The organism is Bacillus cereus group sp. MYBK108-1, assembly GCF_051917185.1.
In the GTDB taxonomy this organism is placed as follows: domain Bacteria; phylum Bacillota; class Bacilli; order Bacillales; family Bacillaceae_G; genus Bacillus_A; species Bacillus_A cereus.
The window spans coordinates 108,758-122,299 of sequence record NZ_JBQAHZ010000010.1 but is presented as its reverse complement, the minus strand read 5'-3'; the positions used below and the strand labels follow the sequence as shown (position 1 = coordinate 122,299).

Here is a 13,542-nt window from a genome sequence, read left to right as displayed (position 1 = left end):
CGATGGCAATACAAACACATATCAATGTGACAGTAGATTTTAGTAAATGGAATGGAAATACATATGATTTGCGTATTCCGAATCATCAATCTATTAAATATTTATTGAAAAACTTATTAGATACGCTAAAGATTGATAATCATGAAGGTTCACATTTTGTGATTAAAGTGAAAAATAAGTCAATTGTTTTAACAGATAATGATCGTTTAATTGATCACCAAATAACAGATGGAGATATTTTGCAAGTTTTATAAAGAATATTTTTTACTTTTAGTTATTTGAAAATAAGTTATTACGGGTTATAAAGAAAAGGAGAAGAGGATAAACATGACGGAAAAAATAATTCAAATTGATGCAATGAACTATCAATTTCAAATAGAAAAAGAAAATTGGAAATTGGAGATGACCAAATCTCAAACACGTATAAAAGACTTCCGTCAATTCGATATAATTACGGGCGAATCATCTGAATTTGTACCATTAACAATAGAAGAAACGGATGATATGTTTACGTTTCTATATCAAGTAGATAAAAAATTATATAAGTGGGACGATCTTAGCCGTTTTGGAAGAAATGAGAAATTAAGACTACTTCGGAATGTTGCGCAGTTTCGTAAATATTTAAATAAACGAATCACGTTCTTTTTACATCCAGACAATATAGTTTTTAATGCTAATTTAATACCAAGTATTATACATAGAGGAATTCGAGATATTGTTCCGCCAACCCCGTTATTAGAAGAGCAATTTTTAACACAATATAAGTGTCTAATTATTGCTTTATTCTCCCAAAAACATAACTTTGATGATTTGTATGCTGGGTTACTAAAAGATGCAAAAGAAACAACATTTGAACAGACCGTTGCTCAAATGGAAAGCTTAGATGCATTACTGCAGTTTCTTGATGACAGCTTTGAGAAGGAACAAACAAAAACAGAAAAAAATATGCAGTTAGTACCTAAAAAAAGCTATAAATCATTTAAATACTTAGCTTTTTCCTTCATAGCGGCGACAGTTATTTTAGCTGCTCCTTTAATATATTTCACTTTTATAAAATTTCCTTATCAAAATAAATTGTTAGAAGCAAATGCAAGTTTCATAGCAACTGATTATGACAAAGTCATTACGCAATTGAATGAGGAGGAGTTTGAATCATTACCGATTGCATCTAAATATGAGTTAGCATTTGCATACATTACAGCTGAAAAACTAGGTGAAGCTCAAAAGAAATCGATTATGAAAAACATTAGTTTGAAAAGTGATGAAAAGTATTTGCTGTATTGGATGTATAACGGAAAAGGTAATTTTGATAAATCATTAGATTTAGCTAAGACACTTGATGATCCTCAGCTTATTATGTACGGCCTTGTTAAACAAATTGAATCACTGAAAAATAATCCAGATTTATCAGGGGAAGAACGTGATCAAAAGTTAAAAACATATGAGCAACAATTAGATGAATATAAAAAGAAATATGGCAATTCATCAAGCGATAAAAATTTGTCGGACACGGAGAAAAAAGAGTAAGCACTTGATGAGACAGTTGAAAAGGAGCAGTGAACACGGATGGAGCAACTATTAGTATTGACTTATGGAGACAAAATATATAAGTGCACATTACATCCAAATGAGCAATCAATAGTGTCGATTGGAAAAGAGTGGACAAATAATATTACGAATCCAAGTTTAGAACAAGAAGTAGAGTTAAAGTGGAATAATGAAGTAAATGCTTGGATGGTACAGGATCAGTTAATAGAATTTAATAAGGAAATTGAGATTGGGAAAACAAGAGATGTGAGCTTGAAAATCTTTATATCTATTGTTGGCACAACTAGAGTGTTTGATATCGGAACGAAACATTCTCTTACAGTGAGTCAAAACGATTACGATGATATTTCTATTACCGGGACTAGTGTCGATTTAATGCTATCTCGCGAAACGTTGTACGATTCTTTTAAAGTGAACGTGTATGGCGGGGATGTATTTCATAATTATACGAAGTTAAAAGATAGCGTTATGTTGGAATCAGGAGACGTATTATATTTTGATGGTATTTTATTGGAGATTGGTAGTGAAGACATTCAAGTACTTTCTTCAGAAGATAAAGTGAAATCTGAGTTACCTATTTTAGTAGAATCAGAAACAAATTATCAAAGTGGTTATCCAGACTATCATCGTTCACCACGTATTATTTACCGTGAACCAGAAGAGAAAATGACAATTGCAAAGCCTTCAAGTATGCCATCAAAACCAACGGAGCATTTAGCAAGAATCATTGCACCTTCACTTGTCATGATTGTCGTAACCGTATTACTTGCTATTTTCATGAAATATGGAATGTTTATTATCGCATCGATTGCGATGACATTAGTAACAATCATTGTTTCTGTCACATCGTATATAAAAAATTTAAAGCAATATAAAATCGATATTGTTGAACGAGATAAAAGCTATAGAGAGTATATAAAACAAAAAACGAAAGATTTACATGCAGAAAGTGAAAAACAGCGTCACGCATTACATTATCACAATCCAAATGTAGAAGTAATACGTAATATGGCAGTTCAAGTAAATCCTCGAATTTATGAAAAAACAATGTTACATCATGATTTCTTAACATTTAGCGTTGGAACAGGACAAGCTAATACGAGTTTTGAAATTCAATTTAATGAAGAAGAATTTAGTCAAACGAAAGATGAATTAATTGATATAGCACGTGAACTAAGACAGCGTTATCTATCGTTGGAAGATGTACCAGTTGTAACAGATTTAATGAATGGACCAGTCGGTTATATTGGTCAACGCTCTTTAGTGTTAGAGCAATTACAATTATTAGTTGCACAAACGGCTTTATTCCATAGTTATTATGACTTGCAGTTTATTACTATTTTTCCGGAAGAAGAAAAAGAAAAATGGGATTGGATGCGCTGGTTACCTCATGGAAGTGTTCGCGATATAAATGTACGTGGATTTGTATACCATGATCGTAGCCGTGATCAAGTGTTAAATAGTTTGTATCAAATATTGAAAGAACGAAAATTAAAACTAGATGAAAAAAGTTCTACTAATGAAAAAATGTACTTTGCACCGCACTATGTCGTTCTCATTACAGATGAAAAACTAATATTAGACCATGTTGTTATGGAATTCTTTAATGATGATCCGAGTCAATTAGGTGTATCACTTGTATTTGTACAAGATGTTATGCAAAGTTTACCGGAGCATGTGAAAACGGTAATAGACATAAGAGATGCAAAACAAGGGAACATCATCTTAGAACAAGGAGAACTTGTTAACCGTCAATTTAAACTAAATCATGTGCCAAAAGGATTCAATTTAGAAGATATTTCGCGGGCATTAGCACCATTAAATCATTTGCAAAACTTAAAAAATAGTATTCCAGAAAGCGTAACATTTTTAGAAATGTACGGCGTTGAAAAAGTAAAAGAACTGAATATCACAAGTCGCTGGGAGAAAAATGCAGCGCATAAATCTTTAGCTGTACCACTTGGATTACGTGGGAAAGAAGATATCGTAAACTTAAACTTACACGAAAAAGCACACGGACCACACGGGTTAATAGCAGGTACAACCGGTTCAGGTAAATCGGAAATTATACAATCGTACATTTTATCTCTAGCAGTTAATTTCCATCCGTACGAAGTAGCCTTTTTACTAATTGACTATAAAGGCGGCGGTATGGCGAATTTATTCAAAAACTTACCGCATTTATTAGGAACAATTACGAACTTAGATGGAGCGCAAAGTATGAGAGCGCTCGCATCAATTAAAGCTGAATTGCAAAAAAGACAACGCTTATTTGGGGAAAATGATGTAAACCATATTAATCAGTATCAAAAACTGTATAAAGAAGGCTTAGTAAGTGAACCGATGCCGCATCTATTTTTAATTAGTGATGAATTCGCGGAACTGAAGTCAGAACAACCAGAGTTTATGAAAGAGTTAGTTTCAACAGCGCGTATCGGTCGTTCGCTCGGAATCCATTTAATATTAGCTACGCAAAAACCGAGTGGTGTTGTAGATGATCAAATTTGGAGTAACTCGAAATTCAAACTAGCATTAAAAGTTCAAAATACGTCAGATAGTAATGAAATTTTAAAAACACCGGATGCTGCTGAAATTACATTACCAGGACGTGCTTACTTACAAGTTGGGAATAATGAAATTTATGAACTATTCCAATCAGCTTGGAGCGGAGCAGACTATGTAGAAAACAAAGAGGATAAAGAACATTTAGATGCAACAATCTATGCAATAAATGATCTAGGACAATATGAAATATTAAGTGAAGACTTAAGTGGACTTGGTAGCAGTAAAGAAGTAATAAGCGTACCGTCTGAACTGGATGCTGTTATTGACTACATTCACGACTACGCAGAAATAAATGAAATTGAAGCGTTAGCTAGACCGTGGTTACCACCACTTCCAGAAAGCGTATATTTACAAGACTTACATGCTATTCAGTTCAAAGAGGCATGGACGAAAGAAAAGAAACCATTAAAAGCAACAGTTGGTCTACTAGATCAGCCTGAATTACAATCACAAACACCATTAACACTAGATATTAGTAAAGACGGACACGTAGCGGTCTTCTCAAGCCCAGGCTACGGAAAATCAACATTCTTACAATCAGTCATTATGGATGTAGCTCGTCAGCATAGTCCGGAGCATTTGCATGTGTATTTATTAGACTTCGGAACGAACGGTTTAATGCCATTAAAACCATTACCGCATGTGGCAGACATCATTACATTAGATCAAGTTGAAAAATGCGAGAAGTTTCTTCGTCGCATAGAAGACCTATTAAAAGATAGAAAGCAATTGCTAAGTAAATATGGTGTTGCGAGTCTTGAAATGTATGAGAGAGCTAGTAAAGAAGTATTACCAACAATATTAATTACGTTAGATAACTATGATGCTGTTAGAGAAGCTGGATTTGTCGAAGACTTTGAACGCATTATTGCACAAATTGTACGTGAAGGGGCAGCAGTAGGAATTCATTTAATGCTTACGGCTACACGTCAAAATGCATTGAGAGTACAAGTAAATACAAATATTAAACTACAAATTGCTCTATATATGATAGATGAGGCAGAATCTAGAGCTATTGTAGGAAGAACAGAGTTAAAAATTGAAGAATTAGCAGGCCGTGGTTTAGTTAAAATTGACGAACCAACAATCTTCCAAACAGCTTTACCGACAAATGGAGAAGATGTCCTTACTCGAATTGAAAATATACAAGCTGAAGGAAAAGAGATGGATTCCTTCTGGGATGGAGAAAGACCGAAAGCAATTCCTATGGTACCTGAAGTTCTGGAATACAAGGAATTTATTGCATGGCCAGAAACAAGAAAAATTATTGAAGCAGGCAAACTAACATTTGGTGTAGAGACAGAAAACGTTACGCCTCTCGAATTAGATTTAACGGAAGCGTCTAATATTGTTGTAGGGGGAATTAAGAAAGATGAAGTTGAAAATGTAGTTCATCAATTCCTTCAACAGTTAGCAGACAGTGGACACTTTGACCTAGGTTTAATTGATACAAGAACACGAAATTTCTCAAACTATAGAGAGAGCGCTGCTTTATATGTAGCTGAAAAAACAGGAATTGAGAAAACGATTAAACAAGTTACAAACGCTTATAAATCGAGAGAAGCGGCGTTTAAAGAGGAGCAGGAAGCATCAAGTGAAACAGTGAACCCGGCAGAATTTATTAAGAAATTTAAGCCGATTGTAATCGTAATTGCAGATGTAAATGATATTTTAAGTAATTTAGAAGATAGCGATATATATAGTTTAGCGGAATTAATAACAAATGGTGCATTTATGGGCATCCACTTCGTAATTGGCTGTGATGTTGATTCCATTGACAGTCGATACGACTTAGTTTCAAAAACAATAAAAACGCAATCTCATGTTATTTTACTTAGAAAATCATCAGGCCAAATGGTCTTCGATGTATCTAATAAAGATCTAAGTAGTACAAAATTAAATCCATTTGAAGGGTATTTTGTTGAAAATCGTTTTGCTACTAGAATTAAAGTGCCAACTATTTAAGGGGGGATTTGCATGGGGATAGAGGAATTAAATAGTCAAAAATCGGGTTTATTAAGTAGTATAAGTCATCAACAAGGGCAATTGGCTGAATTACAAATGAAACTACGAAGGCTAATAACTGCTAAGGGGAAATTTGTAAATAATCTTGAAGCAATTAAACAAAATCAAGAGCAGTTTAAGTCTTTAGAAATAAACGAGAGTAGTTGGAAAGGGCAAAGAGCAACTACTTTTAAAGAAACGTATGAACAACAAGTTATTTCGAATTTAGGGAAGTTTATCGGAGAACTAGGGAGAGTACAAGAAGACATCGATCAAGCCATACGGCGGCTTGAAAGAGAAATCGCTACATGGGAGTCTAGTATTCTTTCTCTAAGTAGAAGTGTTTCAATGGTTGACGCTAGTATTCAAGTAGAAGTACAGAAGGCGGGGAAATGATAAATGGGGGAAATTAAATTAAATAAAGGGGTATTTGATGCGAAAGTAAGTGATTTGAAAAGTGGTGCTAGTGATTTAGGTAAGACTAAATTTAATGGTATGCAGTTACATCGTACGAATTTAAGTAAACTGAAAAAATATTGTGAAGCGATTGAAAAGTTATCGAAAAAAGTGCAGCAATATGAACAAATACTACAAAAGGATATTAGTAGAATTCAGCAAACAGGACAAGAAATGGTTCAGCAAGATGAAAAGCTTGGAAAAGATTTGAAAGACAGTTCAGCTCACCGTGCTATGTAAAGGGATAGGAGGGAGAAAATATGAGCAAAATCATAGAGTTACAAGAAGTAAAAGAACTGCAAGAGCGGTTTAATTCAAGTGCTGAAGAGTTAAATCAACATTTGGAAACATTGCAGCAAAAAATAGAGGACTTTACACAAATTAACTCTTTTCAAGGGAAAGCTGCTGATACTATTAAGAATCATTTATCTACAGTTCATGGAGCTGTTATCACTGGATTTACAGTTACAACGGAAATGTTAAAAAGTCAATTTCAAAAAGCAATAGAGGAGTTTAACAGTGAGGTTGACAGTGATGCAGATGCAAAAATTCATGGAAGTTATTTGGATGATGTAAAGAAAAAAGTTAATGGATATAGTGAGGGATTTAGCCACTCTAATGAAGAGGCGAAAAAAACAGTAGGTACGATTAGTGACATCGTCGCAATTCAATATCCATCATCATCAAGCATCACTGAAGGCGCTGTAAAAAGCCAAAAAGAAATCAGTGAGACATTAGAAAAATTAGAGACTTATAACAGTAAGCAAAGTGACCTGCAAGAGTTTGATGAATTAATGCGTAAAATAGATGAGGGAATGAAACAAATAAAAGTGAATAATGGGAATTTGTCTATCGCTTCAATAGGGAAGTTATTAGCTGACGCATCAATTGGAAATATCATTAAGGGATTGGCAGATGGCATGACTAAGTTTGATATTGGGAACAAGGGAGCTAAGGCTACTTTAAATGCCTACATACGTATGCATTATGTTACAAAGAAATTGGGTTTGGAAGTCCTTTTTGATCCTAAAGGCCGAAAAGGTAAAGGGGCATATACATTATCGACTTCTAAGAAAGAAGATATGGTTTTAGCAGAAAGAATACTTAAAATGGATAATAAAGATGACGTTTTATTCAAATATTTAAAGGATAAATTAGAATTTAAATTCGAGGGTTTGAAAACAACAAAGGAACAAATAAAAAAGGCACGCAGAAATATTTATAAATTACCAGAGTTTCAAAATTACGCAGATTTTCGGATGGATCGGGAGAACAAAGGATTGCCTACCGCGATTGGGAAAAAAGGACTGAGTTCATTTAAAGCTGCTTGGGCAGACGGCTTAAAGGATATTAATCCTATGAAATGGAAAGAATCGTTTAAAGGCCTGGGTAAAGCAGGCGGATTCTTGAAAGGAGCAGGTATTTTTGGAGCGGTTATGTCAGTTGGAGGTAATGTTGTTGATGCTAAAGAAGGCGGTTGGCAGTTAAAAGATGTAGTGGATATAGCAACAGATTCAGCTGTAGATATTGGAGCGAATGCTGGAGCTATGGCAGCTGGTGCTGTAGCAGGATCATTTTTCCTTCCGCCGCTTGGTACTGTGGTTGGGGCTGGTGTTGCAGTAGGTATTACAGCCGTAGCAAATATAAAATGGAAAAAATTTGGCGGGGACAGTGCGATTGATCTTGCTAAAAAAGGAGTAAAAAATGTAACTGAAAAGATAGAAGAAAAATTTAAAATAGGGGAGAAACTTAAATCTATATTTTGGTAATCAGACTACACGAAAGGTGCAGATAGATGATGTGGGATATAAAAGAAGAAGATTTAGATGGATTTCGAGCAACATGTAGCAGTCGTTTAAGCCCTGAAGGTGCTATGGTTTTCTTTATTGGAGGGATAGTTTATACTTCAGTATTTATGTTTTTTATTTTTATGGGGGGCTTGGAGTATTATAATACTTTCTTTGACAAAACAATTGTTAAAATTGAAATTGTGTTATATAGCTTACAAATAATGTTTTTAATTCTATATTCATTTCCAAAAGTGTGTTTTAAATTACAAAAACTACAAACTTTTGTAATATTATTATATGCATTTCAATTAGGTACTATAACATTCACAGCGTTGATTCTTCCTGGAATTTCGGAGGATTCAATTGACAGAATTACATTAATATATGTAGGTATGTTATTCCTAGGAGCAGTCACTGTTCACATTGTGACAACTATCGATACATTTAAACAAGCGAGTGAAGGTGCGTTCAGTAAGGATGAAAGATCTACCTCATTTTTTAGTAAAACAAAGGGGAATGTGATGAAGTGGGCTACACTATATGCACTAACCCTTCTTGTTTTGATTTATTTTCATACTAATTATGCGTTCGATGTTTTAGTCCTTTATGTAGTGGGTACTGTATTAATGTATACAATTGCTGTCGGTGCAGCTGAATTTCAACTATTAATGTATTGTAGATTTAAGTTCCCTTCATTTAACATATCATGGGAGCAACATAAAAGAGAGTCTCCAAGATATCAAAAGAAAAATAAAAAAGGTAAATCAAAACGTAAGGCGTAAAGGAAATGAGTATAGTAGATTTAAATGTTTGTCATTTACTATAATGTGGAAGGAATATGAAGGAGAGCGTAAGTGACATTTGAAGAAACATAAAAAATATAGCCAAGAGAAGGTATAGTAAAAGGAGTAGGTATTATGAAAATTCAATATAAAGCATTATCACTCTTAAATTTAATTAGCATTACCCAAATTGTAAAAAAAGAAGATTGGTTATTACCTGCTATCGCACTGAGAAATCAAGTTGTTCATAATGGAATATATGCTGTAGGTCCCGTTCTTTTTAAATATCAGCCATTGGAAAATGAACCAGAGTACGGCGAATATACATATTCTGTTCCAGTAAATGAACGTGTTAAATTAGGAGAGAATTCTGCATATGAGTATGTTGATGGATTAATTATTGAAGAGGCATTAAGTGTTCGATTTACTGATGAAGATGGTGATATTGAAGAGGCTTATAATTTAATACATGAGTTTGCAGAACAGCATCATATTAAATTAGAAAACGGTTTTTATCACGTATGTTTAGACGTATACGGTGACATGTGGCTAGATATTTATGCTCCTATTATAGAAGTAGGTGAAACAATAAAATGATAATAGAAGGACAAAGTATTGCGTATACAAATGTTGTTTCGAAAGAATACTATTTTCATTACAAAGATATGGAAGAAGCAATTGAACATTTTATGTCAGAAATTGCAACAGCGAATTTAACAGTAAAAGGTCCGATGTTTTATGCTTTGAAAAATATACCATCTGATGAAAATATGTATGTTGAATTATTCATGCCAGTAAATGAAGATAAAATTCTAACATCAGAAACACTTCAATTTAGGAGCTATTATTATGTTGATGAGATGCTCATGAAACGATATACGGGAGATTATGAAAAATTAACAGAGCAGGTATATGGTGAAATGCTTCAGTATATGGAGGATAATAATCTGAATTTAGCCTCGCCAATTTATCATGTGTTTAGCGGTGATGAGTCTTTACAGTATGTTGAAGTGAAGATTGCTGTATTTAATGAAGAATAATATTTTAAGCTTGTGATTTTTAAAATATGGAAATATCATAAAAGAAATAGTTTTGAATAGGGTTTGGGGAAATAACATAAATAAAACCTTCTCTTCTCGTTAGAATGAGGAGGTTTTTCGTTCTCAAATCTACATATAATTAACTTAATATTTCGACATGTGATTTTCAGTTGAATCATTCTGTATTGGTAGTAGTTACGTTCTATAGTTCGCTTTGTTGCTATTTTGAAGGGAAAAGTTTATTCAAAAATCAATTTGTAAAGAGAGGAAGGTGTTACTTTGAATAAGGAGCGGGATGTTTTGAAAACAGAGAAAAGTTTTTTTGAAAGGACAATAGTATCTATATATAAAGCGTTAGAATTTATAATGAAATATACAATGATTCTAATAATAACAATGTCAATATTTGTGATAATTGCTGCTGTTTATTTTAAAATATATGAGGGTATAGGGGCGGGTGTATTCCTCTTAATCTCGTCATTATTTGCATATTTGGTATTTTTTAAGAAAAGTAAAAATGCCTAAATTAATAGCGAAAATAAAATTTCAAAGATTAACAACTATAATACATTATTTGAAGAGGGAAAGTTCTGAATATGGCATGAATGTATAACAGCAAGAAAACCTTCTCTTTTCATTAAAATGAGAAGGTTTTTATATTTAATCTACATGATTTAAATGAATGTAGTTAAAGGTGGGACACTTGAATGTGCAATGTAAAAAGAAGATTCAGATAAATTCCGGGTGATATATAAACATTGGTGGAGTCCTGAGGATGCTTTAGGATTTATGATAGGAACAATAAGGGAACGTAATGAAACTAAAAATGCCTAGAGTAACTGGTGACAGTATGAAGTTAAAGAGGAAAGCGAAGCAAGATTATGTGAATTATGAAAAGTCTTTTCATAATAATAAATCATTCTAAGGGATTTGATTTGTTTTGAAGAATTGAAGGTCAATTTGCAGCTAAGTTTAAAATGTGGCGGAATGAGTTTGTTAAAAAATAAAATAGATGTTTTGAAAAATGGTATTAATGAGAATTTATACTTTTTATCCTGTACGATGAAAATGGGGATATTTCGGTATTTTTATAGTTAGGAAAAAGTTATTCTAAAAGGAGTAAGTTGGGTGAATCATAGACGCAAGAAAAAGAAACCGAAACAAATAAGAAAAGAAGCTGTTCAGATAAAAACGATAGTAGAAGAAAAACCACTAAAGAAGAGTAGCAACAAGTTAGTTGATATTTTCCTAGGTATTCTTCTTTTTCCAATTCTTATATGGGCTGTCTTGGAAGGTTGTACAACACAATTAAGCAAAGGGAAGACTTTCCTTATTATCGTTTTCTTTCTCTTAATTGCAATAGGGTTATCTATGATAGGAAACAAATAAGGGGGAGTGCAGATGTTTAAGAAGAAGGAGAAAAAAAACATTTACGTTAGATTGGTAAACACACAAGGGGAAATCATTCGAGAGTTTAATTGTACAGAAAAAGACTTGCGAAAAGTAAAAGAAAATGGTACTGAAATTCGTTTGGTTGGAGATAACTCATATGAGATGGTAGCAACCGATGAACAACTAGAAAAACTAGCAAGAGCTGAAGCAGAAATTGAAGCGGAAATTAAGGCATGGGAAGATGCTTTAAATGAGAGTTTGGAGGAACGCGAAGAAAGAGAAGCGAGACAGAAGGAATTGAAAGAAAAGAATAAATGGAGTACAAAGAAGAAAGTAATCGTATTTGGACTCATATTCTTTGTATTTATTGGATTACCTATTATCGAAGGGTATCAAAATAGTAAATTAGTTGAAGAAGGTACATCATTACATGCAGAAATTGTAGGTAGGCATGTAGAGAAGGAATTCATGTTTACACACCCCACATTAGTAGTTGAGGTAGATGGTAAAAAGCATAATGTATGGGTAAGTGAAGAGACATATAAGGGAGCAGAGTGGTTAGGTAGACTAAAAGTCATCAAAACAAAAGATGGTAAAGTTGAGAAAGACCCTAGATATGAGGGTGAAGACTTAATTACGAGTTATTAAGCAGTATGTTTTTAGTATTCGCTTCTCTCACATTAAATAACATTATTATTTGTAAAAATCGAATCCATTAAAATAAAAACAAATTTAAAATAACTGTAATAACCTCCTAGCATATTGTTGATGGGAGGTTATCATCTTTCTGAAGATAAAATTAAAGAGCTATATTATCTCGATACAATTGTGATGAAAGTAATGTTTTTACTAAGTGAGTGCAGTTTCGGGGAAAACAAAAATAGAGTATGAGGGATATGCTTAAGTGAAAGAGAGAAGAATATTTAGAGCTTTTGAGGAGAAAGAAGGCTATTTGAACTATCAAAAGCATTCTGATTATGTACGGTAATTAATGTAGTGATGATATACATAAAAGATTATCTAAATTTAGTTACACAAAGATGAATGTACTTAAAAAGTTAGGAATGTAATGGGATTTTAGTGCCTGGAAATTATTTAAACTGTATAGAAGGTGAAAAACTGAATGTGGAACATAAAAGAAGAAGATTTAGATGGATTTCGAGTAATATGTAGCAGCCGTTTAAGTCCTGAGGGTACTTTAGGTTTTATGATAGGAACAATAGTGTACGTTTCAGTTATGATGTTTTTTCTTATTGGTACTTTAGTAACCTTTGGTTGGGATTACTATACTACTTTATTCGAAAAAACAATTGTTAAAATTGAACTTGTGCTATATAGCTTACAAATAATTTTTTTAATTCTATATTCATTTCCAAAAGCTCGATTTAAATTTCAAAAATTACAAACGATTGTCGTGTTATTATATGCATTTCAATTAGGTACAATATTATTCACAGCTCTGATTCTTCCTGGAATGTCTGATTATACAATCGACGGAATTACATTAGTATATGTAGGCTTCTTATTTATAGGAGCAGTGATTGTTCATATTGTGACAACGATTGATACGTTTAAACAGGCAAGTGAAGGTACATTTAGTATGAATGAAAGATCCGCTTCCTTTTTTAGTAAAACAAAAGGAACTATGATGAAAGTAACTTCAATATACGCATTAATCCTACTTATTTTGATTTATTTTCATAATGATTATGCGATTGATACTTTTATTGGATATGTAATAGGTACTGTTTTACTGTACACAGTAGCCGTTGGTGCAGCGGAATTCCAGTTATTGGTGTACTGTAGATTCAAATTTAAATCATTTAATATTACGTGGGAAGAGAATGAGAGAATGCGTGGGAGAATTCGAAAACAAAATACAAAATCCAAAACGAAAAGTAAATAAGGGTGAAATGTATTACTTTTTAAAAAGGAACATAATGAACTTAAAAAAATGCTTAGGGA

13 protein-coding genes are annotated in these 13,542 nt (G+C 32.9%); all 13 read left to right on the top strand.

Annotated elements, in window-relative coordinates; all coding sequences use genetic code 11:
- Positions 1 to 2: 2 nt before the first annotated feature.
- The 13 genes from ACTFSL_RS16095 (at position 3) to ACTFSL_RS16035 (ending at position 13,483) form a co-directional block, all read left to right on the top strand.
- Positions 3 to 254 (top strand): EsaB/YukD family protein, encoded by a 252-nt coding sequence (locus ACTFSL_RS16095; RefSeq protein ID WP_001007571.1) that lies wholly within the window; start codon positions 3 to 5, stop codon positions 252 to 254.
- A 73-nt stretch (positions 255 to 327) separates the two neighbouring features.
- Entirely contained in the window at positions 328 to 1,527 is a 1,200-nt protein-coding gene (gene essB / locus ACTFSL_RS16090) for a type VII secretion protein EssB (RefSeq protein ID WP_000136612.1), read from the top strand.
- A 39-nt stretch (positions 1,528 to 1,566) separates the two neighbouring features.
- Positions 1,567 to 6,078, top strand: a complete 4,512-nt coding sequence (gene essC, locus ACTFSL_RS16085) for a type VII secretion protein EssC (RefSeq protein ID WP_119683227.1) — start codon at positions 1,567 to 1,569, stop codon at positions 6,076 to 6,078.
- A gap of 12 nt (positions 6,079 to 6,090) precedes the next feature.
- The gene (locus tag ACTFSL_RS16080) at positions 6,091 to 6,513 is read left to right on the top strand and encodes a YwqH-like family protein (protein WP_119683228.1); all 423 of its coding nucleotides are present in this window, start codon (positions 6,091 to 6,093) and stop codon (positions 6,511 to 6,513) included.
- A gap of 3 nt (positions 6,514 to 6,516) precedes the next feature.
- Positions 6,517 to 6,813, top strand: coding sequence for a TIGR04197 family type VII secretion effector (locus tag ACTFSL_RS16075; protein ID WP_000503886.1), 297 nt, complete (start codon positions 6,517 to 6,519; stop codon positions 6,811 to 6,813).
- Between the two features lie 20 nt (positions 6,814 to 6,833).
- The gene (locus tag ACTFSL_RS16070; protein WP_119683229.1) at positions 6,834 to 8,342 is read left to right on the top strand and encodes a T7SS effector LXG polymorphic toxin; all 1,509 of its coding nucleotides are present in this window, start codon (positions 6,834 to 6,836) and stop codon (positions 8,340 to 8,342) included.
- Positions 8,343 to 8,371: 29 nt separating this feature from the next.
- Positions 8,372 to 9,145 carry a hypothetical protein gene (locus tag ACTFSL_RS16065; protein WP_119684184.1) on the top strand — a complete coding sequence of 258 codons (774 nt, stop codon included), beginning with the start codon at positions 8,372 to 8,374 and terminating at the stop codon, positions 9,143 to 9,145.
- Between the two features lie 135 nt (positions 9,146 to 9,280).
- A complete protein-coding gene (locus tag ACTFSL_RS16060; protein WP_000701787.1) occupies positions 9,281 to 9,742 on the top strand; it encodes a DUF5085 family protein in 462 nt (153 codons plus the stop codon).
- Positions 9,739 to 10,185 carry a DUF5085 family protein gene (locus tag ACTFSL_RS16055; protein WP_088230460.1) on the top strand — a complete coding sequence of 149 codons (447 nt, stop codon included), beginning with the start codon at positions 9,739 to 9,741 and terminating at the stop codon, positions 10,183 to 10,185. Before ACTFSL_RS16060 ends, ACTFSL_RS16055 begins: the two co-directional genes overlap by 4 nt.
- 279 nt (positions 10,186 to 10,464) lie before the next feature.
- Positions 10,465 to 10,710, top strand: a complete 246-nt coding sequence (locus ACTFSL_RS16050) for a hypothetical protein (protein WP_046392640.1) — start codon at positions 10,465 to 10,467, stop codon at positions 10,708 to 10,710.
- Between the two features lie 603 nt (positions 10,711 to 11,313).
- Positions 11,314 to 11,574, top strand: a complete 261-nt coding sequence (locus ACTFSL_RS16045) for a hypothetical protein (RefSeq protein ID WP_097998241.1) — start codon at positions 11,314 to 11,316, stop codon at positions 11,572 to 11,574.
- 12 nt (positions 11,575 to 11,586) lie between these two features.
- Entirely contained in the window at positions 11,587 to 12,225 is a 639-nt protein-coding gene (locus ACTFSL_RS16040; protein WP_119683230.1) for a hypothetical protein, read from the top strand.
- A 475-nt stretch (positions 12,226 to 12,700) separates the two neighbouring features.
- Positions 12,701 to 13,483: a hypothetical protein gene (locus ACTFSL_RS16035; protein ID WP_440042037.1), complete on the top strand. Its 783-nt coding sequence runs from the start codon at positions 12,701 to 12,703 to the stop codon at positions 13,481 to 13,483.
- The last annotated feature ends 59 nt before the right edge of the window (positions 13,484 to 13,542 follow it).

Excerpts from the sequence above, each read along its gene's own strand:
- ACTFSL_RS16095 (WP_001007571.1), top strand. The coding sequence starts at position 3 with ATGGCAATACAAACACATATCAATGTGACAGTAGATTTTAGTAAATGG.
- essB (WP_000136612.1), top strand. The coding sequence starts at position 328 with ATGACGGAAAAAATAATTCAAATTGATGCAATGAACTATCAATTTCAA.
- essC (WP_119683227.1), top strand. The coding sequence starts at position 1,567 with ATGGAGCAACTATTAGTATTGACTTATGGAGACAAAATATATAAGTGC.
- ACTFSL_RS16080 (WP_119683228.1), top strand. The coding sequence starts at position 6,091 with ATGGGGATAGAGGAATTAAATAGTCAAAAATCGGGTTTATTAAGTAGT.
- ACTFSL_RS16075 (WP_000503886.1), top strand. The coding sequence starts at position 6,517 with ATGGGGGAAATTAAATTAAATAAAGGGGTATTTGATGCGAAAGTAAGT.
- ACTFSL_RS16070 (WP_119683229.1), top strand. The coding sequence starts at position 6,834 with ATGAGCAAAATCATAGAGTTACAAGAAGTAAAAGAACTGCAAGAGCGG.
- ACTFSL_RS16065 (WP_119684184.1), top strand. The coding sequence starts at position 8,372 with ATGTGGGATATAAAAGAAGAAGATTTAGATGGATTTCGAGCAACATGT.
- ACTFSL_RS16060 (WP_000701787.1), top strand. The coding sequence starts at position 9,281 with ATGAAAATTCAATATAAAGCATTATCACTCTTAAATTTAATTAGCATT.
- ACTFSL_RS16055 (WP_088230460.1), top strand. The coding sequence starts at position 9,739 with ATGATAATAGAAGGACAAAGTATTGCGTATACAAATGTTGTTTCGAAA.
- ACTFSL_RS16040 (WP_119683230.1), top strand. The coding sequence starts at position 11,587 with ATGTTTAAGAAGAAGGAGAAAAAAAACATTTACGTTAGATTGGTAAAC.
- ACTFSL_RS16035 (WP_440042037.1), top strand. The coding sequence starts at position 12,701 with ATGTGGAACATAAAAGAAGAAGATTTAGATGGATTTCGAGTAATATGT.